This window comes from Amycolatopsis sp. NPDC098790, from assembly GCF_044759945.1.
Taxonomy (GTDB): Bacteria; Actinomycetota; Actinomycetes; order Mycobacteriales; family Pseudonocardiaceae; genus Amycolatopsis.
The window spans coordinates 2,656,797-2,680,854 of record NZ_JBIWAI010000001.1 but is presented as its reverse complement, the minus strand read 5'-3'; the positions used below and the strand labels follow the sequence as shown (position 1 = coordinate 2,680,854).

Annotated in this window: 20 protein-coding genes and 1 pseudogene; 13 read left to right on the top strand and 8 right to left on the bottom strand. The window is 70.8% G+C overall.

Translation table 11 applies throughout. The annotated features are described in order from the left end of the window. Position 1 precedes the first annotated feature (1 nt). Positions 2–721 carry a GntR family transcriptional regulator gene (locus tag ACIQWX_RS13295; RefSeq protein WP_400868999.1) on the top strand — a complete coding sequence of 240 codons (720 nt, stop codon included), beginning with the start codon at positions 2–4 and terminating at the stop codon, positions 719–721. A gap of 493 nt (positions 722–1,214) precedes the next feature. Here ACIQWX_RS13295 and ACIQWX_RS13290 read toward each other — a convergent pair whose 3' ends face one another. The 3 genes from ACIQWX_RS13290 to ACIQWX_RS13280 are packed head-to-tail and all read right to left on the bottom strand — an operon-like array spanning position 1,215 to position 4,255. Next, a complete protein-coding gene (locus tag ACIQWX_RS13290; RefSeq protein WP_400868997.1) occupies positions 1,215–1,676 on the bottom strand; it encodes a DUF4262 domain-containing protein in 462 nt (153 codons plus the stop codon). 60 nt (positions 1,677–1,736) lie between these two features. Beyond that, on the bottom strand, positions 1,737–2,795 hold the full coding sequence (locus tag ACIQWX_RS13285) for a tartrate dehydrogenase (RefSeq protein ID WP_400868995.1): 1,059 nt from the start codon (positions 2,793–2,795) through the stop codon (positions 1,737–1,739). After that, positions 2,792–4,255 (bottom strand): NAD-dependent succinate-semialdehyde dehydrogenase, encoded by a 1,464-nt coding sequence (locus ACIQWX_RS13280; RefSeq protein WP_400868993.1) that lies wholly within the window; start codon positions 4,253–4,255, stop codon positions 2,792–2,794. The genes ACIQWX_RS13285 and ACIQWX_RS13280 overlap by 4 nt, the downstream gene beginning before the upstream one ends. A 92-nt stretch (positions 4,256–4,347) precedes the next feature. On the opposite strand from ACIQWX_RS13280, the gene ACIQWX_RS13275 reads away from it, so the two are divergent. Beyond that, a complete protein-coding gene (locus ACIQWX_RS13275) occupies positions 4,348–5,604 on the top strand; it encodes an aspartate aminotransferase family protein (RefSeq protein ID WP_400868991.1) in 1,257 nt (418 codons plus the stop codon). A 2-nt stretch (positions 5,605–5,606) separates the two neighbouring features. Further along, positions 5,607–6,104 carry a DUF3830 family protein gene (locus tag ACIQWX_RS13270; protein WP_400868989.1) on the top strand — a complete coding sequence of 166 codons (498 nt, stop codon included), beginning with the start codon at positions 5,607–5,609 and terminating at the stop codon, positions 6,102–6,104. A gap of 540 nt (positions 6,105–6,644) precedes the next feature. Here the strand turns inward: ACIQWX_RS13270 and ACIQWX_RS13265 are convergent. Both ACIQWX_RS13265 and ACIQWX_RS13260 read right to left on the bottom strand, forming a co-directional pair. Next, entirely contained in the window at positions 6,645–7,466 is an 822-nt protein-coding gene (locus ACIQWX_RS13265) for an aldo/keto reductase (RefSeq protein WP_400868987.1), read from the bottom strand. A gap of 113 nt (positions 7,467–7,579) precedes the next feature. Continuing rightward, positions 7,580–8,455, bottom strand: a complete 876-nt coding sequence (locus ACIQWX_RS13260) for a LysR family transcriptional regulator (RefSeq protein WP_400868985.1) — start codon at positions 8,453–8,455, stop codon at positions 7,580–7,582. A 77-nt stretch (positions 8,456–8,532) separates the two neighbouring features. On the opposite strand from ACIQWX_RS13260, the gene ACIQWX_RS13255 reads away from it, so the two are divergent. The 7 genes and pseudogenes from ACIQWX_RS13255 (at position 8,533) to ACIQWX_RS13225 (ending at position 15,973) form a co-directional block, all read left to right on the top strand. Continuing rightward, the gene (locus ACIQWX_RS13255; protein ID WP_400868983.1) at positions 8,533–8,883 is read left to right on the top strand and encodes a hypothetical protein; all 351 of its coding nucleotides are present in this window, start codon (positions 8,533–8,535) and stop codon (positions 8,881–8,883) included. Continuing rightward, positions 8,880–10,438, top strand: a pseudogene (locus ACIQWX_RS13250) (multicopper oxidase family protein). The gene ACIQWX_RS13255 and the pseudogene ACIQWX_RS13250 overlap by 4 nt, the downstream one beginning before the upstream one ends. Before the next feature lie 89 nt (positions 10,439–10,527). Beyond that, the gene (locus ACIQWX_RS13245; protein ID WP_400868981.1) at positions 10,528–11,913 is read left to right on the top strand and encodes an FAD-binding oxidoreductase; all 1,386 of its coding nucleotides are present in this window, start codon (positions 10,528–10,530) and stop codon (positions 11,911–11,913) included. Further along, the gene (locus tag ACIQWX_RS13240; RefSeq protein WP_400868979.1) at positions 11,910–13,472 is read left to right on the top strand and encodes an acetolactate synthase large subunit; all 1,563 of its coding nucleotides are present in this window, start codon (positions 11,910–11,912) and stop codon (positions 13,470–13,472) included. Before ACIQWX_RS13245 ends, ACIQWX_RS13240 begins: the two co-directional genes overlap by 4 nt. A gap of 44 nt (positions 13,473–13,516) precedes the next feature. Further along, positions 13,517–14,314: an SAM-dependent methyltransferase gene (locus ACIQWX_RS13235; protein ID WP_400868977.1), complete on the top strand. Its 798-nt coding sequence runs from the start codon at positions 13,517–13,519 to the stop codon at positions 14,312–14,314. Continuing rightward, positions 14,311–15,114: an SAM-dependent methyltransferase gene (locus ACIQWX_RS13230; RefSeq protein ID WP_400868975.1), complete on the top strand. Its 804-nt coding sequence runs from the start codon at positions 14,311–14,313 to the stop codon at positions 15,112–15,114. Before ACIQWX_RS13235 ends, ACIQWX_RS13230 begins: the two co-directional genes overlap by 4 nt. Before the next feature lie 52 nt (positions 15,115–15,166). Continuing rightward, entirely contained in the window at positions 15,167–15,973 is an 807-nt protein-coding gene (locus tag ACIQWX_RS13225) for an SAM-dependent methyltransferase (protein WP_400868973.1), read from the top strand. Positions 15,974–15,981: 8 nt separating this feature from the next. Here ACIQWX_RS13225 and ACIQWX_RS13220 read toward each other — a convergent pair whose 3' ends face one another. Together ACIQWX_RS13220 and ACIQWX_RS13215 are read right to left on the bottom strand one after the other, a co-directional pair. Then, a complete protein-coding gene (locus ACIQWX_RS13220; RefSeq protein ID WP_400868971.1) occupies positions 15,982–17,391 on the bottom strand; it encodes an MFS transporter in 1,410 nt (469 codons plus the stop codon). Between the two features lie 92 nt (positions 17,392–17,483). Continuing rightward, entirely contained in the window at positions 17,484–17,663 is a 180-nt protein-coding gene (locus tag ACIQWX_RS13215; protein ID WP_400868969.1) for a DUF3761 domain-containing protein, read from the bottom strand. Between the two features lie 140 nt (positions 17,664–17,803). Here ACIQWX_RS13215 and ACIQWX_RS13210 point away from each other — a divergent pair, with 140 nt between their 5' ends. The 3 genes from ACIQWX_RS13210 (at position 17,804) to ACIQWX_RS13200 (ending at position 21,709) form a co-directional block, all read left to right on the top strand. Continuing rightward, the gene (locus tag ACIQWX_RS13210) at positions 17,804–18,868 is read left to right on the top strand and encodes a sensor histidine kinase (RefSeq protein ID WP_400868967.1); all 1,065 of its coding nucleotides are present in this window, start codon (positions 17,804–17,806) and stop codon (positions 18,866–18,868) included. A gap of 7 nt (positions 18,869–18,875) precedes the next feature. Then, entirely contained in the window at positions 18,876–19,541 is a 666-nt protein-coding gene (locus ACIQWX_RS13205; RefSeq protein WP_400868965.1) for a response regulator, read from the top strand. Between the two features lie 113 nt (positions 19,542–19,654). Then, positions 19,655–21,709, top strand: a complete 2,055-nt coding sequence (locus tag ACIQWX_RS13200) for an MMPL family transporter (RefSeq protein ID WP_400868963.1) — start codon at positions 19,655–19,657, stop codon at positions 21,707–21,709. On the opposite strand, the gene ACIQWX_RS13195 is transcribed toward ACIQWX_RS13200, so the two are convergent. Then, positions 21,706–24,039, bottom strand: a complete 2,334-nt coding sequence (locus ACIQWX_RS13195; protein WP_400868961.1) for a GH92 family glycosyl hydrolase — start codon at positions 24,037–24,039, stop codon at positions 21,706–21,708. The genes ACIQWX_RS13200 and ACIQWX_RS13195 overlap by 4 nt on opposite strands. Positions 24,040–24,058 lie beyond the last annotated feature (19 nt).

The window sequence follows — 24,058 nt, the reverse complement described above, 5'->3', positions numbered from 1 at the left end:
CATGGCCCTGCCGCCGGGCATGCTGCCCGAGATCGAACCGGTCAGCCGCGAGTCGACGGCCGCGGTGATCGCGCGCCAGCTGCGCGACGCGATCATGACCGGCGCCCTCCCGCCCGGGACCCAGCTCGGCGAGACCGAGCTGGCGTCCCGGTTCCAGGTGTCACGGGGGCCACTGCGGGAAGCGATGCAGCACCTGGTCTCCGAAGGGCTCCTCCGCAGCGAGCGGCACCGCGGGCTGTTCGTGATCGACCTCGAGCCCGGGGACGTCTACGACATCTACGCGGCCCGCTCGGCGATCGAACGCGCCGCCATGCTGCGCGCCCTGCGCGGTGGCGAACGCGACCGGATCGCCGACGTCCTCGAGCACACCGTCACGGAGATGGCGACGGCCGCGAGCGAAGACGACCCGAGCGCGCTTTCCACCGCGGACCTCAGGTTCCACGAGGCGCTCATCAACGCCTCCGGCAGCAAGCGGCTCGTCCGGATGGCCCGGACCCTCCTCATCGAGACGCGGATGTGCCTCACCGCCCTGCAGAGCACCTACCAGCGGGTCGAGGAACGCGTGGAGGAACACACAAAGCTCATCCAGGCGCTTCGCGACGGGGACGAGGACACGGCGCTGAGCCTGCTCGAGGCACACATGGAGGACGCCGTCCAGCGGCTCGCGCCGGGGACGAGCCTCCGGGACGGGCACGCCCCGCCCGTGCCGGGCAACGCGTGAAAGAAGCGCCGGCAGCCGGGACTTGAGGGCCCGCGCACGTGTACGGAGAGCGGGCGCGTGCCACCGCCGCCGGGGCGGCACGCGCTCTGGGACGACCGGCTCGGGTTCCGGCTCCGGCTTCGGCTTCGGCTTCGGCTTCGGCTTCGGCTTCGGCTTCGGCTTCGGGGCGGGCGGAACACCCACCACCGGCTCAGGTGCGGGCGGAACGTCCAGCCCGTCCTCCGCCGCGGGTGTGGGCGGCACAGCCACCTCGACGACCGGCTCGGGTGCCGGTTCTGGCACGGGCGGAACACCCACCTCCACCACCGCCACAGGTGCGGGCGGAACGTCCACCTCAACCACCGGCTCCGGCTCCGGTGTAGGCGCGGACGCGGGCGCGGGCGGCACATCCACCTCGACCACCGGCTCGACCACCGGCCCCGGATCGGGCAGGCGCACGGTGACGACCCGCGTGGGCGACGGAAAGCAGTTGGTCAGCGGCCTACACCCGCACTTACGCGCCATCACGCACCCCCAGGACCGGCTGTCCGCCGCGGCCGTCGCGGTAGTCCGCGGACCACGGCCAACGACCGCCAGCGTCGGCGTGGACCAGTTGCAGTGCACGGATTTCCGGGCCGTACAGGTCGGCCGCGAACACCAGGTGCGCCGACGGTTCGGCCAGCGCGACCACCTCGACTGGGCCGCCCGGCATCGGGAGGCGTTCTCCCGCAGCGGGTGGCGAGCTGTCCAGGAAACGTGCAGCCGAGCCATTGAGCAGCTTGGCCGCCGCCTCGACCGGCAGGCCCGTCACGACCAGCTCGGGCAGGCCGTACCCGCTCAGGCCGATCGTGTAGGCCCATGGCGGGTACGACCCGTCGCTCTCGACTCCTTGCACCATCCAGCCGCGCTTCGCGACGCCGTCGCGAAGCCGTTGCACGTAACCGGATCTGTCCGGGTTCTGGCATTCGAAGCACATCGGTGGCTCCTCCCCCTCGGTGGGTTCGCGACCACCGTGCCGGAGGGCACCGACAAAAACTCAGCCCAGCGCTTCGGCCACCGCCGTGCCGAGGCGTTCTGTGGTATCCGTGCCGCCGAGGTCCGGGGTGCGCACCCGGCCTTCGTCGAGCACGCGGTCCACGGCAGCGCGGATCGCTTGCGCCGCAGCGGTTTCACCCAGGTGCTCGACCAGCATCGCGGCCGCCAGAATCTGCGCCACGGGGTTGGCGATTCCCTGTCCCGCGATGTCCGGAGCGCTCCCGTGGACCGCTTCGAACATCGACGGATGTTCACCCGATGGGTTGATGTTGCCGGACGGCGCCATGCCGAGCCCGCCGGTGATCGCGGCCGCGAGGTCGCTCAGGATGTCGCCGAAGAGGTTCGACGCCACGACGACGTCGAGCCGGTCCGGCGCCTGGACCATCCGCGCCGCCAACGCATCCACGTGCATCTGTTCACTGTGGACATCCGGGTACTCGGCCGCGACCTCGGCGAAGATCTCGTCCCAGAACGGCATCGAGTGGATGAGCCCGTTGGACTTCGTCGCCGAGCAGACGCGCGAAGACCGCGTCCGCGCCAGTTCGAACGCGTACCGGATGATCCGCGAAACGCCGACGCGCGTGAAAACCGACTCCTGCAGCACGAATTCGTCCGGCCGCCCGGCGTTGTGCCGCCCGCCGATCGCGGAGTACTCCCCTTCGGAGTTCTCGCGGACGATGACCAGCTCCAGCTCCTCGGCCTTCCGCCCGGCCAGCACGGACGTCGTGCCCGGCAGCAGCCGCACCGGGCGCAGGTTGACGTACTGCTGGAACGCGCGCCGCAGCGGGATCAGCAGGCCCCACAGGGAAACGTGGTCCGGAACGCCGGGGAAGCCCACCGCGCCGAGCAGAATGCCGTCGAACGCCGAGAGCTGCTCGACGCCGTCGTCCGGCATCATCGCGCCGGCCTTCGCGTACCTTTCGCAGCTCCAGTCGAACTCCGTCCACTCCAACGAGAAGTCGAAGAGGGCGGAAGCCCGGTCGAGGACCTTGCGGGCCTCGACCGTGACGTCCACGCCGATCCCGTCGCCAGGGATGCTCGCCAAGCGGTAGGCCGTCACAGGGCCACCGCGATGTACTTGGTCTCGAGGAACTCGTCGATGCCGACCGAACCGCCCTCACGGCCGAGCCCGGACGCCTTGATCCCGCCGAAGGGCGCCGCCGGGTTCGACACGATGCCCTGGTTGAGCCCGATCATCCCGGCCTCCAGCGCTTCGGAGACCCGCAGCGCACGCTTGAGATCGCTGGTGAAGAGGTAGGAAACCAGGCCGAACTCCGTGTCGTTGGCCTTCGCCACCGCTTCTTCCTCGGTGTCGAACGGCGTGATCGGGGCGACCGGCCCGAAGATCTCCTCGTGCGTCAGCCGCGCCTCCTGCGGGACGTCGGTGAGCACCGTTGCCTGGTAGAAGTGACCCGGCCCGTCGACGCCGGAGCCGCCGGTGAGCACCTTCGCGCCGCGGTCGGTGGCGTCCTTGACCAGCTCAGTCACCTTGTCGACGGCCTTGTCGTCGATCAGCGGGCCGACCACGACGTCCTTCTCGGTACCGCGGCCCATCGGCAGCGCCTGCATGCGCTCGGTCAGCCGCCGCGAGAACTCCTCGACGACGCCGCGCTGCACGTAGAACCGGTTCGCCGCGGTGCACGCCTCGCCGATGTTGCGCATCTTGGCCTGCATCGCGCCGTCGATCGCCGCGTCCATGTCCGCGTCGTCGAAGACCAGGAACGGCGCGTTGCCGCCCAGCTCCATCGACGTCCGCAGGATCTTGTCCGCGCACTGTTCGAGGAGCTTCCGGCCGACTCCGGTGGAGCCGGTGAAGGAGAGCTTGCGGGCCCGGCCGTCGCGGATCAGCGGCTCCATCACGCCGCCGGAGTCGCTGGTCGTGATCACGTTCAGCACGCCTTCGGGCAGCCCGGCCTCGGCGAGGATGCCGGCGAGCGCGAGCATCGACAGCGGCGTCTGCGCGGCGGGCTTGATCACCGTCGTGCAGCCCGCGGCGATCGCCGGGCCGATCTTGCGGGTGCCCATCGCCATCGGGAAGTTCCACGGCGTGATCAGCAGCGTCGGGCCGACCGGCTGCTTGGTGATGAGGAACCGGCCCACGCCGTTCGGGGCGGTCGCGTAACCGCCGTCGATGCGGACGGCCTCTTCGGCGAACCAGCGGAAGAACTCGGCGGCGTAGGCGATCTCGCCCTTCGACTCGGCGAGCGGCTTGCCCATCTCCAGGGTCATCAGCAGCGCGAGTTCTTCCTGGCGCTTCATCAGCAGCTCGTACGCCCGGCGCAGGATCTCGCCGCGTTCGCGGGGCGCCATCTTCGCGAAGTCGGCCTGCGCGGCGACGGCGGCGTCCAGCGCGGCGACGCCGTCCGCCGGCGACGCGTCGGCGACCTGGCACAGCTCCTTGCCCGTGGCCGGGTCGACCACCGGGAACGTCTTCCCCGCCTGGGCGGCGACCCACTTGCCGCCGATGAACAGTTCCTTGCCGACCGCGTCGACGACGCCGGACTCGGTGCTCGCGCTCATCCCGACTGCTCCTCACGTGTTGTCCCGAGGGCCATGCTATGGATATTGTCAACAATCGACAACCCGCTCAACCGACCTAGGAGCACGCTGCCATGGCCCAGCTATCTCCGCTGCTCAAGCAGGCAACGCCCGTCGTGGTCGACCACGGTGAAGGGGTTTACCTCTACGACGTCGACGGCAAACGCCACCTCGACTTCACCGCCGGGATCGGCGTCACGAGCACCGGGCACTGCCATCCGCACGTCGTGGCGGCCGCGCAGGAGCAGATCGGCAAGCTCGTCCACGGGCAGTACACGACGGTGATGCACAAGCCGCTGCTGGAGCTGACCGAGCGCCTCGGCGCGGTGCTCCCGAGCGGGCTCGACTCGCTCTTCTACGCGAACTCGGGCAGCGAAGCCGTCGAAGCGGCGTTGCGGCTTTCACGGCAGGCGACGAAGCGCCCGAACGTCATCGTCATGCAGGGCGGCTTCCACGGCCGGACCGTCGCGGCGGCGTCGATGACGACGTCCGGGACGCGGTTCAGCGCCGGCATCGGCCCGCTGATGGCCGGCGTGCACGTCGCGCCGTTCCCGTACGCCTACCACTACGGGTGGGACGAGCAGACCGCGACGAAGTTCGCGCTGCGCGAGCTGGACTTCCTGTTCCAGACGGTCAGCGCGCCGAACGAGACCGCCGCGATCTTCGTCGAGCCGGTGCTCGGCGAGGGCGGGTACGTCCCGGCGAACACCGAGTTCATGGCGGGCCTGCGCGAACGCGCGGACCGGCACGGCATCCTGCTCGTCGTCGACGAGATCCAGACCGGTTTCGGCCGCACCGGGAAGTTCTGGGGCCACGACCACTTCGACGTCTCCCCCGACATCGTGCTCATCGCGAAGGGCCTGGCGAGCGGCTTCCCGCTGTCCGGCATCGCCGCATCGCAGGAGCTGATGACGAAGGCGTTCCCGGGCTCGCAGGGTGGCACGTACGGCGGCAACGCAGTCTCGTGCGCGGCGGCGATCGCGACGCTCGAGGTCATCGAGCGGGAGAACCTGGTCGAGAACGCCGCCGAGCGCGGCCGCCAGCTGCTCGAAGGCGCGCGGGTGATCGCGGACAAGACGCCGGCGATCGGCGAGGTGCGCGGGCTCGGGCTGCTGGTCGGCTCGGAGTTCACCACCGCGGACGGCGAGCCCGACGCGGCGACGGCGGCGGCCGCGCAGCAGACCGCGTCGAAGAACGGCCTGCTGCTGCTCACCTGCGGGCCGTACATGAACGTAGTCCGGATGGTGCCGCCGCTCGTCGTCAACGCCGAGCAGGTCGACGACGCGCTGCGCATCTGGGGCGAAGTCGTCGCATCGGTCACGGGGAGCTGAGCATGGCCCGGTACATCACGATCACCCTCGACAAGCGTGGGGTCTCCTGCCGCGCGCGGCTGCTCGACGACGAAGCTCCGCGGACGTGCAAGGCGGTGTGGGACGCGTTGCCGCAGAGCGGCTCGGCCTACCACGCGAAGTACGCGCGCAACGAGGTCTACACGCTCGTGCCGCCCTTCGCGGAGCCGAAGCCGGGACGCGAGAACCCGACGATCACGCCGATCCCCGGCGACGTCGTGTACTTCGGCTTCGAGGCGTGGGAGATCGGCAACCCCGCGTACGGCTACGAGGACGACAGCGAGGCCCACGGCGACCAGGGCGCGACCGACCTCGCGATCTTCTACGGGCGCAACAACCTGCTGATCAACGGCGACGCGGGCTGGGTGCCCGGCAACGTGTTCGCCACGATCGAGGAGGGCCTCGCCGAGGTGGCGGCGGCCGCGCAGGACCTCTGGCTGCGGGGTGTCGAGGGCGAGACGCTCTCGTTCGCGCGAGCCTGATTCCGTTCTCCCCCAAGGGGACGCTGGGTGCGGTGACGCGCCCGGCGTCCCTTTTTTCTTCGCCTGCGACCACCCGAAAGGGTGATCATCGAGAAATCACCATTCGTGGCCGGTGATCACCGGATCGAGCTACCCGCGTACCCGGGATGCCGGATCAAGGATGGCATCACCGACAGTGATGATCGGCCCGCTTACTACCCAGAGTGGTTGACCGCCGAAACGGGCACCCCGGGGTCAAACACGAAGGGATTACGTGTTTAGCATGGGAAGATTCCGCGGCGCCCGAGTCTCTCGAAAACGGCTCTTTGACAGCTCGCCAGCACGGTGAAAACCTGATTCCGCTCTCGCGAGAGCATCTCCAGGGAAACCATTTTCGAATCACCAAGGAGCCATTCCATGCAGACGTTCGCCCAGCACGCCCACTACTGCCACGACATCATCACCGGCGCGCTGGCGCACCTGGCGCACGTTCTCGGCTGGCTCGTCTGAGCCTGACCGGAACTCGACGCCCGGCCGCGGGAAACCGCGGCCGGGCCGTTTTCACGCCAGCTCGGACAAGCGCGCGAAATCGTCGTCGGAAAGCGTGAATCCGGCCGCGCCGCAGTTTTCTTCGAGGTGTGCGAGCGACGACGTGCCGGGAATGGGGATCACCACCGGCGAGCGCCGCAGCAACCAGGCGAGGGACACCTGAGCGGGGGTCGCCCCGAGGCCGGCCGCGACCTTTCCGAGCGTTCCGCCCGCCGTCGCGTGGTCACCGCGCGCGATCGGCAGCCACGGGACGAACGCGATCCCTTCGCGCTCGCAGTAGGCGAGGACGTCTTCGGACGCGCGGTCGGTCAGGTTGTAGCGGTTCTGCACGCTCGCGATCGGCGCGATCGCGCGCGCTTCGGCCAGTTGCGCGACGCTGACCTCGGACAGCCCGATCCGGGCGACCTTCCCCTCGTCCCGCAGCCGGGCGAGCGCGCCGACCTGATCAGCGATAGGGACCTGCGGGTCGAGCCGGTGCAGCTGCAGCAGGTCGAGACGCTCGACGCGCAGGCGCCGCAGGGAGAGTTCCGCTTGCTGCCGCAGGTATTCGGGCCGCCCGAGCGGCACCCATTCGCCCCGGCTCGGGCGCGCGTGTCCGCACTTCGTCGCGATGAACAGCCCCTCGTACGGGTGGAGCGCGTCGGCCAGCAGTTCCTCGTTCAGGCCCAGGTCGTAGGCGTCGGCGGTGTCGAAGAACGTCACGCCGAGCTCGGCCGCGCGGCGGGCCACCGCGGCGGCGCCGTCCCGGACGTGGTCCCACTCGGTGAGCCGCATGGCGCCGAAACCGAGCCGCCGCACCGATACGCCGTCTTCGAAGGTGTACGTCGATGTCATGTCACGAAGCTTCATCCGATGCGCAGTCACCCACCAGAGATTTAGCCTGAGCTAAATCCTGACCGGTAATCGGGTGACTACGCATTTCCTCCGGGAACGCTCCGGCCTCCGCCCTACCGGCGGCCGAAGTACTCGGCCGCGAAGCCGGACAGCCGCTCCGCCGCGACGGACAAGTACGCGTCGGCGCGCCAGACGAGATTCAGCGTGCGGTGGCAGCCCGGCGCGTCCACGTGCAGCCAGACGCCCGGGATGTGCGTGGCACTGCGGGAGTACGCGGGCACCAGCCCGATCCCGAGGCCCGCGCCGATGAGGTCGCCGGTGGCGCCGGGCTCGTCGCTCTCGCAGGTGTACTCGGGACGCAGGCCGGCCGCCGCGAACAGCCGGTCGGCCAGCTCGCGCGGCCAGTAGCCGGGGCGGGTGGTGACGAACGGTTCGCCCGCGAGGTCGGCGATCCGCACGCGTTTCCGCCCGGCGAGCCGGTGCCCGACCGGTACGGCGAGCAGCACCTCCTCGTGCAGCAGTTCCCGCGTCCGCAGGTCCGCGCCGGGCAGCGGCTGCGAGGCGAAGCAGAGGTCGACCTCCCCGGCACGAAGCTGGTTCGCCATCTCGGTGGCCGACGACTGGTACAGCCGGATGTCGACGCCGGCGTGCGCCGCGCGGAACTCGGTGACCACGCCGGTGAGCGTGAGCAGGGTTTCCGCGGCGACCGAGACGCTGCCGTGGTCGAGCCCCGCGGAGTCGGCCAGCTCGCGGCGGGCGTCGTCCAGCTCGGCCAGTGCCCGGTCGACGCGGCGGAGGTAACCGGCGCCGAACCGGTTGAGCCGCAGCCCGCGGCCCACGCGGTCGAACAGCGGCACGCCGAGATCGGCCTCGAGCCGGGCGATCGCGCGGCTCAACGACGGCTGCGCGACGCGGAGTTCGGCGGCGGCCTGGCTGAGGTGCTCGCGGCGGGCCACCGCCTGGAAGTAGCGCAGCTGCAGCAGGTCCATTTCATAGCCTCGGAGTCATGATTCCATGGCGATTGCGGTCTTGGACAGCATAGATCGACGTCCCTAGCGTCGATCGGGTGAGCAAAGCAAGGAGTGTGGTGCGCGGGTTCGCCACCGTGCACGCCATCGCGATCTTCGGGCAGCCGGTCTTCGCGGGCAGCTACCTGACCGGCGACTACGCCATGCTGGCGGTGCACCGGTTCGGCGCGGACCTGGTCTTCGCGATCGGGCTGGCGCAGCTGGTGGCGACGGCGCTGCTCTGGTGGCGCGGCGCACCGCGGTGGCCGTTCTGGGCGAGCCTGCTGCTGGTCGCCGGCGAGACCGCGCAGTACTTCGCCGGTCTGGCCGGCGCTCTCGACCTGCACGTCCCCCTGGGCGTCGCGCTGGTCACGCTGGCCGTCGTCGTGCTGATCGCGAGCTGGCGATGAGCGGGCTGTCCCGGCGCCGGTTCCTCGGCCTGGCGGGCGGCGCGGGTTTCGTCGTGGCGGCCGGGCTGGCCGGGCCGAGGCTGCTCGGGCGGGCCGCGGCCACCGGGGAGCTGCTCACCAGCGAAGTGCCGCTGCCTCCGCCGTTCCAGGTCCCGCTGCCGATCCCGGCCGTGCTGTCGCCGCTCTCCCGCGACCCGGACGCCGACCGGTACGAGATCGTCCAGCGCGCGGCCACCGCGGAGATCCTGCCCGGGCTGCGGACGCCGATCTGGGGCTATCAGGGCACTTTCCCCGGGCCGACCATCGAATCCCGCAGCGGCCGGACGGCGATCGTCCGCCACCGCAACGAACTCCCCGTGCCGACCGTCGTCCACCTGCACGGCGGCCGCACGCCCCCGGATTCCGACGGCTACGCCACCGACCTCGTACTGCCCGCGAGCGGGTGGCGCACGGCGCACCACGGCATGCTCGACCCGGACGCGAAGATCACCCAAGGCGTGCGCGACTACGTGTATCCGTTGCGGCAGCGGGCATCGGCGCTCTGGTACCACGACCACCGGATGGACTTCACGGGCCCGGCCGTGCACCGCGGGCTGGCCGGGTTCCACTTCGTCCGGGACGCCGAAGAGGACGCGTTGCCGCTGCCGCGCGGCGAGCGGGAGCTGCCGCTGATGATCACCGACCGCGCGTTCGCCGCGGACGGTTCGATGCGCTACCCCTCCCTCGACTCGACGCTGAGCACCGTGCCCGGCGTCGAGGAGCCCTACGCCGCGGGCGTGTTCGGCGACTCGTCCTGGTGAACGGCGCGCCGTGGCCGGTGGCGGAGGTGTCCGCGACCCGGCACCGGCTGCGCCTGCTCAACGCGTCCAACGCCCGCCGCTACGACCTCGCCCTCGACCCGCCTCCGCCGGATGGCCCGGCCTTCACGCAGATCGGATCGGACCAGGGCCTGCTCGACGCACCACGCGGGCACGACCACCTGCCGATCGCGCCGGCCGAGCGGTACGACGTCGTCGTCGACTTCGGCCGTTACCCGGTGGGCACCGAGATAACGCTCGTTAACCGAGCGGGCACCGGCAGCGCCGCGTACGTGCTGCGGTTTCGCGTCGCCCGCCGCGGCACCGAAGACAGTCACATCCCGGACCGGTTGAGCACGGTCGAACCACTCGAGCGGACGTCGGCGAGAGTGATCAGGGAGTTCTCCTTCCGCGGTGCACCGACAAATGGACGGCACGGCTGGCTGATCGGCGGGGAACCGTACTCGCCGTCGCGGATCGACGCGCGGCCGCGGCTCGGCGACGTCGAGGTCTGGCGGTTCGTGGCGGACGTGCACCACCCGATCCACCTGCACCTCGTGCCGTTCCGCGTGCTTTCCCGCGGCGGCCGCGCGCCCGGGCCGTTCGACGGCGGCCTCAAGGACACGGTCGATCTGCGGCCGGGCGAGGCGGTGGAGGTGATCGCGCGGTTCGACGGCTACCGCGGGCGGTACATGTTCCACTGCCACAACGCGGAGCACGAAGACATGGGCATGATGGCCACCTTCGAGACCGTCTGAGCCGAATGTGAAAAACCTTCATAGCGGCGTACCGGCGGTACGTACTACGCTGCGGTAACCACAGCAACGGCGCGGAGGAGAGGCTGTCGATGGGCGACGTGGCGGCACGGCTGGCCGAGATCGTCGGGGACAAGAACCTGCTGACCGGCGAGGCGATCTCCGAGGACTACGCGCACGACGAAGCGTTGACGGCGGAGCCTCAGAAGCCCGCGTACGTCGCGAAGCCGGCAACCGCGGAAGAAGTCGCGGAGCTGCTTAAGGCTGCTTCGGAACACAACGTGCCCGTGACCGCGCGCGGTTCCGGCAGCGGGCTCTCCGGCGCCGCACGGCCGCGCGAAGACGGGCTGCTGATCTCCTTCGAGCGGATGAACGCCGTGCTCGAAGTCGACACCGGGAACCACGTCGCCGTCGTGCAGCCCGGTGTCACGCTCGCCGAACTCGACGCGAAGACCGCCGAAGCCGGGCTCAGCTACACCGTCTACCCCGGCGAGCTGAGCGCGAGCGTCGGCGGGAACGTCGGCACCAACGCCGGTGGCATGCGGGCCGTCAAGTACGGCGTCACCCGCAACAACGTGCTCGGGCTGCAGGCCGTCCTGCCGACCGGCGAGATCCTCCGCACCGGCGGCAAGACGTCGAAGATCTCCACCGGCTACGACCTCACGCAGCTGATCATCGGCTCCGAAGGAACCCTCGCGCTGGCCACCGAGATCACCGTCAAGCTGCACCCGCGGCTCGCGCACGGCGCCACCGTGCTCGCCCCCTTCGCCAACCTCGCCCAGGTGATGGCCGCCGTGCCGGCGATCCTCTCCAGCGGGCTCGCGCCGCACATCCTCGAGTACATCGACAACCTGACGATGGCGGCCATCGTCTACAACGAAAAGCTCGAGCTGGGCGTGCCGGACAAGATCCGCGAGACCAGCGAGGCTTACCTCGTAGTCGCTCTGGAGAACCGGGACAGCGGGCGCCTGCACGAGGACGTCGAGACGGTCGGCGAGCTGCTCGGCGAACTCGGCGCGACCGACGTGTACGTCCTCGAAGGCCCCGCCGCGCGCAAGCTGATCGAAGCGCGCGAAAAGGCCTTCTGGACCGCGAAGGCGGCCGGCGCCGACGACGTGATCGACGTCGTCGTGCCGCGGACCGCGATGCCGGAGTTCATCACGAAGTCGCGTGAGCTCGCGATGGCCGCGGGCGGCGGCGCGCTGGGGTGCGGGCACGCCGGCGACGGCAACGTCCACTTCGGCATCTTCTGCAAGGACGCGGACAAGCGGAAGCAGCTGCTCACCGACATCTTCGCGTACGCGATGGAGCTGGGCGGCGCGATCTCCGGCGAGCACGGCCTCGGCCGCACCAAGGCGAAGTACCACCAGGAACTCGAAGACCCGGCGAAGATCGAGCTGATGCGCCGGATCAAGCAGAGCTTCGACCCGGCCGGGATCCTCAACCCCGGCGTTCTCTTTCCCGAAGGAACCGCATGAGTGAGCTGAACGGCGCCCAGTCCTTGATCCGCACGCTGGTCGATGCCGGTGTCGAAGTGTGCTTCGCGAACCCCGGCACGTCGGAGATGCACTTCGTCGCGGCGCTCGACACCGTCCCGGAGATGCGGGGCGTGCTCGCACTGTTCGAAGGCGTCGTCACCGGCGCCGCCGACGGGTACGCGCGCATCGCGGACAAGCCCGCCGCGACGCTGCTGCACCTCGGCCCCGGCCTGGGCAACGGCCTGGCGAACCTGCACAACGCGCGCCGCGCGCACACGCCGATCGTGAACGTCGTCGGCGACCACGCGACCTACCACAAGCAGTACGACGCACCGCTGGAGTCGGACATCGAGGCCGTCGCGGGCTCGCTGGAAGGCTGGGTGCGCCGCTCCGAGCACACGAAGGACGTCGGGGCGGACGCCGCCGCCGCGGTCGCCGCTTCGCAGGACGCTCCGGGCCGCGTCGCCACGCTGATCCTGCCCGCGGACGCTTCGTGGGGCGACGGCGGCGAGACGTGCGCGCCCATCCCGCCGCGCGTGCCGCAGGCCGTCGACGCCACCACGGTCAAGGACGTCGCCGCCGTGTTCGGCACCGGCGAGCCGGTGGCGCTGCTCATCGGTGGCGGCGCGTGCCGCGAGGAAGGGCTGCGCGCGGCGAGCCGGATCGCCACCGCGACCGGCGCGAAGGTGTTCGTCGAAACGTTCCCAGCACGGCTGGAGCGCGGCGCGGGTCTACCGGTGATAGAGCGGCTCGGCTACCTGGCCGAGCAGGTCGCCTACCAGCTCGACGGGATCAAGCACGTCGTCGTCGCGGGCACGAAGGCGCCCGTGTCGTTCTTCGCCTACCCGGGCAAGCCGAGCGACCTTACGCCGGAAGGTGCGCAGGTGCACACGCTTGCGTCGGTCGGCCAGGACGTCACGCGCGCGCTGAACGAGGTCGCCGGCCTCGTCGCCGCGGACACCGAACCGGTGCTGTCGCCGGCGTCCCGGCCCGCGCTGCCGAATGGTCCGCTGACGCCGCAGAACTGGGTCGACGTCATCGGCGCGCTGCTGCCGGAGAACGCGATCATCGCCGACGAGGCCAACACGTCCGGCCTGCTGCTGCCGACGGCGACCGCCGGCGCCCCGCGGCACGACGTCCTCACGCTGACCGGCGGCGCGATCGGCTACGGCATGCCGGTGGCGACCGGGGCGGCCGTCGCCGCGCCGGACCGGCCGGTGCTGAACCTGCAGTCCGACGGAAGCGCGTTGTACACCGTATCGGCGCTGTGGACGCAGGCGCGGGAGAACCTGAACGTGACGACGGTGGTGCTCAACAACCGCGCGTACGCGATCCTGCGGATGGAGCTGCAGCGCGTCGGCGCGGCATCGGGCGGCCCGAAGGCGAACGACCTGCTCGACCTCTCGCGGCCGGACATGGACTTCGTCAAGATCGCCGAAGGCATGGGCGTCCCGGCGACGCGGGCGACCACGGCCGAGGAGCTCGCCGAGCAGCTGCAGCGGGCCTTCGCCGAACCGGGTCCGCACCTCATCGACGCGGCGGTGCCGCCGCTGCTCTGAACCGGACTATTCTCCCGGGCACACCTCGAGCCCGGGAGCGGCGGATGACCGAAGACGAACACGCGAAGCGGGGCATCGACCTCGAACGGCCGAACGCGGCGCGCGTGTACGACTACATGATCGGCGGCCAGCTGAACTACGCCGTCGACCGGATGTTCGCCGACCAGATCCAGAGCGTCCTGCCGAATGCCCGGCACATGGCGCTGACCAACCGGGCGTGGCTGCGCCGCGCGGCGCGGTTCGCTGCGGAGCAGGGCGTCCGGCAGTTCCTGGACATCGGCTCCGGCATGCCGACCGTCGGGCACGTGCACGAGGTCGTCCAGGCGATCGACCCGTCGTCGCGGGTGGTCTACGTCGACAACGAGCCGATCGCGGTCGCGCACAGCGAGATCGTGCTGGAGGGCAACGACAACGCGGCGATGGTCCAGGCCGACGCCGAGTACCCGGACGAGGTGCTGGAGCACCCGACCACCGCGGCGATGCTGGACTTCAACGAGCCGGTGATGGTGATCATGGCGGCGTTCGTGCACTTCATCCCGGACGAGCGCGACCCGGCCGGGCTGATCGCGACCTACCGCGACGTGCTCGCGCCGGGCAGCTACCTCGCGTTGTCGTCGGGCACGTGGGAGGGGCAGGGCGAGGAGTCCCAGCGCTCGGTGGCGCTGTACGAGAAGAGCGGCACGCCGTTGACGCTGCGTTCGCCCGACGAGCTGCGCGCGCTGGTGAAGGGCTTCGAGATCCTGCCGCCCGGAGTGGTGTTCACGCCCGAGTGGCGTCCGGACGGGCCGCTCGAAGACCCGGCGGAGCAGTCGGGCGGACTGGCGCTCGTGGCGCGGCGATGACCGACGACCACGCGCAGCGCGGGATCGACTTCGACAAGCCGAACGCGGCACGCGTGTACGACTACCTGATCGGCGGCAAGCTCAACTACGCCATCGACCGGATGTTCGCCGAGCAGATCCTCCAGGTGCGCCCGGAGGCCAAGGAGCTGGCCCTGATGAACCGGCGCTGGCTGCGCCGGGCGGTGCGGTTCGGCGCCGAGCAGGGCATCCGGCAGTTCCTGGACATCGGCTCCGGCATGCCGACCGTCGGGCACGTGCACGAGGTCGTCCAGGCGATCGACCCCGCGTCGCGAGTGGTGTACGTCGACAACGAACCGGTCGCCGTCGCGCACAGCGAGATCGTGCTGAAGGACAACGAGAACGCCGAGATGGTGCAGGCCGACGCCGAGGTCCCGGCGGACGTCCTCGAGCACGAAACCACCGAGGTGCTGCTCGACTTCGACCAGCCGGTCATGCTGATCATGGCCGCGTTCGTGCACTTCATCCCGGACGAGCGCGACCCGGCCGGCCTGATCGCCGCCTACCGCGACGCGCTCGCGCCCGGCAGCTACCTCGCGCTGTCGTCGGGCACGTTCGAAGGCCAGGGCGAGGAGGTCCGGCGCGCGGCGGAGATGTACCAGAAGAGCGGCACGCAGGTCGTGGCCCGCTCGAAGGCCGAGCTGCGCGCGTTGCTGGACGGCTTCGAGCTGGTCCCGCCGGGGGTCGTGTTCACGCCGGAGTGGCGGCCGGACGACCCCGCCGAGGTCGGCGAGCACCCGGAGCTGGCCAGCCAGCTCGCCCTGGTGGCGCGCAAGAACTGAGGATGTCTCACGTCGGCTATTCTCGCCGTCACACCGGACCGTGGAGCGGCGAATGAGTGAAGACGAGTACGCGCGGCGTGGCATCGACCTCGACAAGCCGAACCCCGCGCGCGTGTACGACTACATCCTCGGCGGCCAGCTCAACTACGCCGTCGACCGGATGTTCGCCGACCAGGTGCTCACCGCGCAGCCCAACGCGCGGGAGCGCGCGCGGCTGAACCGGCAGTGGCTGCGCCGGGCCATCCGGTTCGGGCTGGACAACGGGATCCGGCAGTTCCTCGACATCGGCTCGGGCATGCCGACCGTCGGGCACGTCCACGAGATCGCGCACGCCGTCGACCCGACGGCCCGCGTCGTCTACGTCGACAACGAGCCGGTCGCCGTCGCGCACAGCGAGATCGTGCTCGAGGACAACGAGAACGCGGTCATGGTGCACGCCGACGCCGAGTTCCCCGACGACGTCCTCGAGCACGAGACCACCGAGATGATGCTGGACCTCGACCAGCCGGTCATGGTCGTGATGGCGTTGTTCGTGCACTTCATCCCGGACGAGCGCGACCCGGCCCGGCTGATCGCCGCCTACCGCGACGCGCTCGCGCCCGGCAGCTACCTGGCCATGTCGTCGGCGACTCCCGAGCAGCAGAGCGACGGCACCGCCCGCGCGGTCGCGATGTACCAGAAGAGCGCCAACCCGGTGACGCCCCGCACGGCCGACGAGCTGCGCGCGCTCGTGGACGGCTTCGAGATCCTCGACCCGGGCATCGTCTTCATCCCGCAGTGGCGGCCGGACGACCCGGCGGACGTGCCGGAGAACCCGGCCGAGTGCGGCGGGCTCGCCTTGGTGGCACGCAAGAACTAGGCAACGGGCTAGACGGCGCCGACGAGTTCCGGTGCGACCCGCGTCTTCGGCACCAGCCCGGCCAGCAGCACGCCGGCCAGCGCGGCGAACGCGGCCACGGCGAACGTCGCCCGGAAGCCGAACAGCGACGGCACCGTCAGCCCGCCGACGGTGATCGTCAGCTGGGCCAGCATCGCCGCCATCACCGCGCTCGACACCGCCGTGCCGACCGAGCGCATGAGGGAGTTCAGGCCGTTCGCGGACGCCGTTTCGGTGACCGGCACCGAGCCCATGATCAGCGCGGGCATCGCGGCGTAGGCGATGCCCACCCCGGCGCCGATGATGACCGACGCCGTGATCAGCTCGGCCGCGTTGTCCATCAGCACGATCGCGAACAGGTACCCGACGGCGATCACCAGCGCGCCGGTCATCAGGGTCGGACGCGGGCCGAAGCGGGTGATGAGCCGGGCCGACACCGGCGAGAGCAGCATCATCACCAGGCCGTTCGGGGCGAGGGTGAGGCCGGACTCGACCATCGTCTGGCCCAGCCCGTAGCCGGTCGACGCGGACGCCTGCAGCAGCTGCGGGAAGGACAACGCCATGGCGTACATCGAGAACCCGACCATGATCGAGGCCAGGTTCGTGAACAGCACCGGCCGCCGCGCGGACACGCGCAGGTCGACGAGCGGATCGCGCCGGCGCAGCTGGTAGGCGCCCCAGCCGAGCAGGACGACGACGGCCGCCGCGGCGAACCCGAGCGTCGGCGTGCTGGTCCAGCCCCAGGTGGCGCCCTTGACGACCGGCAGCAGCAGGCAGACCAGGCCGGCGGCCAGCCCGAGCGCGCCGAAGTAGTCGAACGGCGCGGGCGTGCGCAGCGGCGACTCCGGCACGAACTTGACGATCAGCAGCGCGAAGAGGAGCCCGAGACCGGCGGACATCCAGAACAGCACGTGCCAGTCGGCGTTCTCGGCGACGATCGCGGCGACCGGTAGCCCGATCGCGCCACCCACCCCGAGCGTCGCGCTCATGAGGGAGATCGCGCCGCCGACGCGTTCGGGCGGGAGCTCGTCGCGCATGATGCTGATGCCGAGCGGGATGACACCCATCGCGCAGCCCTGCAGCCCGCGGCCGAGGATGTGGAACGCGAGCGCGCTCGTCGTCGCGGACACGACCGAGCCGGCGATGAGCAGCGCGAGGCTGACGAGGATCATCCGGCGCTTGCCGTAGAGGTCGCCGAGCCGGCCGCTGACCGGCGTGATGACGGCCGCGGCCAGCAGTGTCACGGTGACGACCCACGACGCGTCGGCCGCCGAGGCGTTCAGCAGCCGCGGGAAGACCGGGATGAGCGGCACGACCAGCGTCTGCATGAACGACGCGACCAGCCCGCACGAGGCGAGCACCACGACGATCGCGCGGCCGGACCGTCCGGTCTCGGACACCAGCACACCCCCGGTGTGTAGTTAGTACGCATCATGCAACTTGATGCACTGTACCTACGCATCGGGGGTTTTCCGCTCGATTGGTGCTCTTGTCACAACCAGGTGCGCACGCCTCCGTGCCCGGAACACGTGCCGGAGCGGTGCTGGCTGTAGCTGTAGGAGCCGTCTTTGCAGATCGCGGTGGCGCCGGACGGGTTGTCGCTGGGCCGGTGGACGCAGTTGCCGTCGGAGTTCCGGTAGTAGTCGGCCCGCACGCGGCCGGCTTGGCGCAATCAGCGCACCGCGGCGTGCGTCGGCGCGGTCTTCGGCACGACGGCGTGCGCCGGTAGTCGTGGCAACCGGCACGTCGGATGCGGCAATGGGCGTATCCGTCGTGCCCGTCAGCGTTTGTTACGGCCCCTAGACTCGCCGCATGGCCTGGTTGCGGCGTTGGGCTCCCGAACTCGCGGTCACCGTCGCGGTGCTCGTCGGCTCGCTGTTCGCCGTCCTGAACGACGGCGCCAAGCCAGCGCACCACGCCGCCGTCGGCTGGGTGCTCACCGTTCTCGGCTGCGCCGCAGTTTTCTTACGCCGTAAGTTCCCGCTGAGCGTCGCCGGGTTCACGCTCGTCTGCTGCGCCCTCTACTACCCGCTCACCGATCCGGACGGGCTCGTCCTGCTCGCCTTCGCCTACGCGCTCTACAACGCGGCCGCGGCGGGACGGATCCGCGGGGCCGCGCTGCTCGTCGTCGCCGCGATGGCCGGGGTCGCCGTCGGCGAGGTCGGCTCGCGGACCGGGCGGCACGTCGACAACTTCGCGTTCTTCCTGATGACCGGCTGGTTCGTCGCGCTCGTCGCCGGTGGTGCCGTCGCGCACTACCGCGCCGAGGCCGAGCGCACCAAGGAGGCCGAAGCCCGGGCCCGCGCCACGGACGAGCGGCTGCGCATCGCCCGCGAACTGCACGATGCCCTCGGCCACCACCTATCACTGATCAACGTCCAGGCGGGCGCCGCGCTGCACCGGCGTGATCCCGCGCAGGCCGAAGAGGCCCTCGGCACCATCAAGGACGCCAGCAAGACCGCACTCCAGGAGTTGCGCGCGACGCTCGGCATGCTCCGCCAGGCCGAGCCGAGCCTTTCGCGGGTGGCGGAACTGGCCGAGTCGGTCGGCGCGTCCGGGCTGACCGTGCGCACCGAGATCGACGGCGTCGCCCGCGACCTGCCGCCGGACGTCGAGCACGCCGCGTTCCGCGTGGTGCAGGAAGCGTTGACGAACGTCGCCAAGCACGCCGGAGCGAACACCGTCGTCGTCCGGCTGGGGTACGGCGCCGACGTGTTGTCCGTGCAGGTCGACGACGACGGCCGCGGCGGCGACGCCCCGCCGGGCACCGGGATCCGCGGCATGGCCGAACGCGCGCGGGCGCTCGGCGGGGAGTTGACCGCAGCGCCGCGCGAAGGCGGCGGTTATCGAGTCCGCGCCCGGTTGCCGGTGCGATGATGGGCCGATGATCCGGGTCCTGCTCGTCGACGACCAGCGGCTGGTCCGCGCCGGCTTCCGGTCTATTTTGGACGGTGAGGCCGACATCGACGTCGTCGCCGAGGCCGCCGACGGCCGCGAAGCTCTGCAGGCCGCGCACGACCACCGCCCGGACGTCGTGCTGATGGACATCCGCATGCCGGTGCTCGACGGCCTGGCCGCCACCCGGCACCTCCTGGAAGACCCGGCCGTACACAGTAAGGTCGTCATCCTCACGACGTTCGACCTCGACGAGGACGTCTACGGCGCCTTGCGCGCGGGTGCGAGCGGGTTCCTGGTCAAGGACACCGAGCCTGAAGAGCTGATCCACGCCGTGCGCGTGGTGGCCCGCGGCGACGCGCTGCTGGCGCCGTCGATCACCCGGCGGCTGATCTCGGAGTTCGCCGCGCGCGTCACGCGCCCGGCACCGGCTCCCGCGCTCGACCGGCTCACCGACCGCGAACGCGAAGTGCTCTCCCTGGTCGCGGCCGGCCTGTCGAACGACGAGATCGCGCGCGAACTGACCCTCAGCCCGGCGACGGCGAAGACGCACGTCAGCCGCATCATGACGAAGACCGGCATGCGCGACCGCGCGCAGCTCGTCGTCCTCGCCTACGAGTCCGGCGCGGTGACGCCGAGGTGGCTCACCCCCTAGCCGTACTCCCGCAGGGGTACGGGATACGCCGTAAGGGACACCGCCGGGAGCACGGCAAGTGTCCTCCGCTGCGCGACGCGAAGCAGTGCCCTCGCGGCGAATCCTTGTCCACCATGGACACCATCACTCGCCCCACCGGGGGAAGCCTGGCGAAACTGGCCGGCTGGGCGCAGCGCCACCGGTGGCTCGCCGTCGCACTCTGGGCGCTGGTCCTCATCGGCGTCACGTTCACGTCCCGCCTGACCGGCAGCGCGTTCCACGACGACAACTCGCTGCCCGGCACCGAATCGCAGCAGGTCGTCGACATGCTGCAGAACACCGCGCAGTCCGGCGCGTCCGCGCAGATCATGTTCAAGGCGGACGACGGGCTCGCCACGCAGCGCGCCGCGATCGAGAACACTCTGGGAAATGTCCGATCGCAGCCGCACGTGCGGTCCGTGACCGATCCGCTCGATACGCTGTCTCGGGACGGACGCATCGGCTACGCGACCGTCACCTTCGACGTCGCTTCGACCGACCTCGCGTACGACGACATCGTGAAGTTCGCCGACACGGCGAAGCGGGCCGGACCGGTCGAAGTAGCTCTCGCCGGCGACCCGATCGAGCGGATCTCGGGAGGCGGCGGCCCCGCGGAAGGTGTCGGGCTGCTGGCCGCGCTGGTCATCCTCGTGTTCCTGTTCCGCTCACTGCTCGCCGCAGGGTTGCCGGTCATCACCGCGGTGTTCGCCGTCGGCAGCACGCTGGGCGTGATCACGGTCATCTCGCACTTCGTCGACATCGCGAGCTACACCTCGCCGTTGATGATGCTGGTCGGGTTCGGCGTCGGCGTCGACTACGCGTTGCTGATCTTCTCCCGCTACCGCGGCGAGCTCCTCGCCGGCCACGACCGGGACACGGCCGCGCGCCGGGCGCTCGACACCGCCGGTCGCTCGGTGCTGTTCGCCGGGACGACGGTGATCATCGCGCTGCTCGGCCTGCTCGCGCTCGGCCTCGGCGGGCTGCGCGGGGTGGCGCTGGCCGTCGCGCTCACCGTCCTGATGACCATGCTCGCGTCGGTGACGCTCCTGCCCGCGCTGCTGTCGCTGTTCGGCGAGCGGCTCGAACGCGGCATCCGCAAGCACGCCGCCCGTCGCGAGCACGGCAAGACGTGGCGACGGCTCGCCGACGGCGTCCAGAAGCGGCCGCTGGCCCCGCTCGCGATCGGGCTGATCGTCCTCGTCGGGCTGTCGATCCCGGCCGCGGGCATGCGGCTCGGGTTCGCCGACGCCGGCACCGACCCCGCCGGATCGACGACGCGGCAGGCGTACGACCTGCTGGCCGAAGGCTTCGGACCGGGCTTCAGCGGGCCGTTGGCGATCGTCAGCGAAAACGGCGACACCGCCGCACTGCAGCAGAAGCTCGCGGCGACGCCCGGCATCGCGCGCGTGCTGCCGCCGATGGGCCGGACCGTCCTCGCGTTCCCGACGACCTCGCCTCAGGACGAAGCGACCGCCGAACTGGTGACGCGCCTGCGAACCGACGTCCTCCCGACATTGCCGGGCGGCCACTACCTGGTCGGCGGCTCGGTGGCGGCCGCGACGGACTTCGCGGACGCCGTCGCCGACCGGCTGCCGCTGTTCGTGCTGGTCGTCGTCGGGCTGTCCGCGCTGCTGCTGATGGTCGTGTTCCGGTCGATCCTCATCCCGCTGAAGGCGGCGCTGCTGAACCTGCTCAGCATCGGAGCCTCGCTCGGTGTCATGACGCTGGTGTTCGGCGACGGCTGGTTCGGCGCGCAGCCGGGACCGATCGAGGCGTTCGTGCCGGTGATGATCTTCGCGATCGTGTTCGGGCTGTCGATGGACTACGAGGTGTTCCTCGTGTCGCGCATGCACGAGGAGTGGCGCCGCACCGGCGACGCGCGCCTCGCGGTGCGCGAAGGCCTCGCGTCGACCGGCGCGGTGATCACCGCGGCGGGCGCGATCATGGTGCTGGTGTTCGGCGCGTTCCTGCTGGACCCGTCACGCATGCTGGCGCAGTTCGGCCTCGGCCTGGCAACGGCGGTCCTGCTCGACGCGCTGGTGATCCGCTGCCTGGTCGTCCCGGCGGTCATGCGCCTGCTCGGCGCGCGGGCGTGGTGGCTGCCCCGGTGGCTGGACCGCCGCCTGCCGCACCTCGCGCTGGAGCCCTAACTCCCCCAGGTCGCCGGCGTCTCGGACAGGCGGAAGTCCAAGTGCCCGCCGCGCAGGAACGACGCGTCGACCTTCCAGTCGCGCTGCGGCCGGCCGTCGCGGCGGACGTCCTGGACGTACTTCCCGCTGCCCGACGTCGTGATCCGGATCGGCGCGCCACCCGCCGGCCGGATCACGGCGGATTGGAACAGCGGGCTCGACAGCAGCAGCTCGCCCGAGCCCGGCGTGCGCGGGTAGATGCCGAGCGCGGCGAAGACGTACCAGGCGGACATCGTGCCGAGGTCGTCGTTGCCGGGCAGCCCGGACGGGCCGGTGCCGTACACGGAGTTCACCAGCTGCCGGACGGTCTCCTGCGTCTTCCACGGCTGCCCCAGCTCGTTGTACAACCAGGGCGCGTGGATGTCGGGCTCGTTCGTCGGGTCGTACTTGAGCGGGCCGCCGCCCTTCAGCTGCCAGTTGCCGCTCGCGTCGTGGAAGAAGCCGTCGAGCCGGGTGATCGCGGTGGCCTTGCCGCCCATCGCGTCGGCGAGACCGGAGACGTCCTGCGGGACCATCCACGTGTACGCCGCCGCGCTGCCCTGCGCGAAGCCGCGGTCGCTCGCCGGGTCGAACGGTGTCACCCAGCTGCCGTCGACGTTCCGAGCTTGCGTGTAGCCCGTCTCCGGGTTGAAGACGTTCCGCCAGTACGCACCCCGTGCGCGCATCTCCGCGGCTTCGCGCGGGCGGCCCAGCAACTCCGCGAATTGTCCGAGTGCCGAGTCGGCGACGGAGTCCTCCAGCGTCTCGGCGGCGCCGCCCCAGCAGTGGCAGACGTCGTTCGGCGCGTAGTGCGACGTGACGTACTGCGTAAGGTTGGGCCGCTGGCCGACGCACTGCCCGGGGCAGCCGCCGTCCTGCAGGCCTTCGGGGCGAGACACCGTAGCCTGCCGATACAGCGAATCGAACGCGCCGCGGTAGTCGAAGTTGCGCACGCCCATCGCGTAGAAGGTCGCGATCGTCGCCGCCGACGGGTCGCCGGTCATCACGTGCGTCGCGCCGTTGACGTGCACCCATCGGTCCCAGACGCCGTCGTTCTGCTTCGCGTAGTTGAACAGCGATTGCGCGAAGTTCCCCGCGACGCGCGGCTCTATCAGTGCTAGAAGCTGCACGTGCGCGCGGTACTGGTCCCAACCGGAGAAGTTGGAGTACTGCGCATCCTGCCCGCGTTCGACGCGGTGCGGTTTGCCGTCCATGCCGAGGTACTGGCCGTCGACGTCGCTGACGAGATTCGGCTGCTGCAGGCCGTGGTATAGGGCGGTCGTGAAGGTGATCCGCTGGTTGGCGGTGCCCCCGGAGACCTGCACCCGGTCGAGTTCGGCGTTCCACGCCTTCTTCGTCTTGGCGGCGAGGCTGTCCACAGTGGACTTCTTCGGCTGCTCGGCCCGGAGGTTGCGTTCCGCGCCTTCGAGCGAGACGTAGGAGATCGCGATCCGCATGGTGACCTTGCTGCCGGGCGCGAAGGTGACGTAGCCGCCGGAGCCGCGTCCCGCGCGGTCCTTGCCGGTCGCGTAGCCCTCGCCGCCGGTCTGGTCGGTGCCGCCCGGCTGGAGCGTCGCGTCCTTCCACGTCCCGGTGCCGGTGACGGGCTGGTCGAACTGCGCGGTGAAGTACAGCCGGTAGTAGGACTTGCGGTTGTTGACACCGCCGTTCGCGCGGCGGCCGCAGAACGCGCCGGTGAGCACGGACCCGGTCACGCGCCGGTTCGCCGCGTCGATGTGCGTCTCGGCGTCTTCGCTGCCGTTCAGGGAGTTCGACGTCCGGAAGAGCAGGCTGGCCGGCTTGTCCCGCGGGTAGGACAGCGTGCCGATCGCGGTCCGTTCGGTCGCGGCGACGTCGGTCGTGACGCCGCTCTGCAGGCCGAGTCGGTAGCGGCCGGGGGTCGCGGCTTCGTCGGCGTGGCTGAAGTTGCTCGCGTAGACGGCGTCGGTGGTGTCGGCGGTCGGCGACGAGGTGACGTCGCCGGCGAAGGGCAGGATCGGCACGTCACCGGCGGCCCCGGGGTTGCAGCCGGCGCCGTTGACGTGGGTGAGGCTGAAGCCGCGCAGGCGCGTGGTGTCGTACTGGTAGCCGTTGGCGGCCCCGGTCGACGTCTGGTCGCCGCGGGTGCTGGTCGGGCTCCAGGCGAGCATGCCGAACGGCGCGGTGGCGCCGGGGTAGGTGTTGCCGTCCCCGGCGGAGCCGATGAGCGGATCGACGAAGTCGGCAGAAGTCAGATCGGCGGCTGCTGACATCGTTGTCAACGTCGAGGCGAGCAGGGCGGCGGCGAGCGCCACCGTGAGGGAACGGCGCATGGGCGGAGATTAACCCGCG

What these genes read in the sequence shown, in the direction of transcription:
- ACIQWX_RS13295 (WP_400868999.1), top strand. Translation starts at nt 2, where the DNA reads ATGGCCCTGCCGCCGGGCATGCTGCCCGAGATCGAACCGGTCAGCCGC.
- ACIQWX_RS13290 (WP_400868997.1), bottom strand. Translation starts at nt 1,676, where the DNA reads ATGTGCTTCGAATGCCAGAACCCGGACAGATCCGGTTACGTGCAACGG.
- ACIQWX_RS13280 (WP_400868993.1), bottom strand. Translation starts at nt 4,255, where the DNA reads ATGAGCGCGAGCACCGAGTCCGGCGTCGTCGACGCGGTCGGCAAGGAA.
- ACIQWX_RS13275 (WP_400868991.1), top strand. Translation starts at nt 4,348, where the DNA reads ATGGCCCAGCTATCTCCGCTGCTCAAGCAGGCAACGCCCGTCGTGGTC.
- ACIQWX_RS13270 (WP_400868989.1), top strand. Translation starts at nt 5,607, where the DNA reads ATGGCCCGGTACATCACGATCACCCTCGACAAGCGTGGGGTCTCCTGC.
- ACIQWX_RS13265 (WP_400868987.1), bottom strand. Translation starts at nt 7,466, where the DNA reads ATGACATCGACGTACACCTTCGAAGACGGCGTATCGGTGCGGCGGCTC.
- ACIQWX_RS13260 (WP_400868985.1), bottom strand. Translation starts at nt 8,455, where the DNA reads ATGGACCTGCTGCAGCTGCGCTACTTCCAGGCGGTGGCCCGCCGCGAG.
- ACIQWX_RS13245 (WP_400868981.1), top strand. Translation starts at nt 10,528, where the DNA reads ATGGGCGACGTGGCGGCACGGCTGGCCGAGATCGTCGGGGACAAGAAC.
- ACIQWX_RS13240 (WP_400868979.1), top strand. Translation starts at nt 11,910, where the DNA reads ATGAGTGAGCTGAACGGCGCCCAGTCCTTGATCCGCACGCTGGTCGAT.
- ACIQWX_RS13235 (WP_400868977.1), top strand. Translation starts at nt 13,517, where the DNA reads ATGACCGAAGACGAACACGCGAAGCGGGGCATCGACCTCGAACGGCCG.
- ACIQWX_RS13230 (WP_400868975.1), top strand. Translation starts at nt 14,311, where the DNA reads ATGACCGACGACCACGCGCAGCGCGGGATCGACTTCGACAAGCCGAAC.
- ACIQWX_RS13225 (WP_400868973.1), top strand. Translation starts at nt 15,167, where the DNA reads ATGAGTGAAGACGAGTACGCGCGGCGTGGCATCGACCTCGACAAGCCG.
- ACIQWX_RS13210 (WP_400868967.1), top strand. Translation starts at nt 17,804, where the DNA reads ATGGCCTGGTTGCGGCGTTGGGCTCCCGAACTCGCGGTCACCGTCGCG.
- ACIQWX_RS13205 (WP_400868965.1), top strand. Translation starts at nt 18,876, where the DNA reads ATGATCCGGGTCCTGCTCGTCGACGACCAGCGGCTGGTCCGCGCCGGC.
- ACIQWX_RS13200 (WP_400868963.1), top strand. Translation starts at nt 19,655, where the DNA reads ATGGACACCATCACTCGCCCCACCGGGGGAAGCCTGGCGAAACTGGCC.
- ACIQWX_RS13195 (WP_400868961.1), bottom strand. Translation starts at nt 24,039, where the DNA reads ATGCGCCGTTCCCTCACGGTGGCGCTCGCCGCCGCCCTGCTCGCCTCG.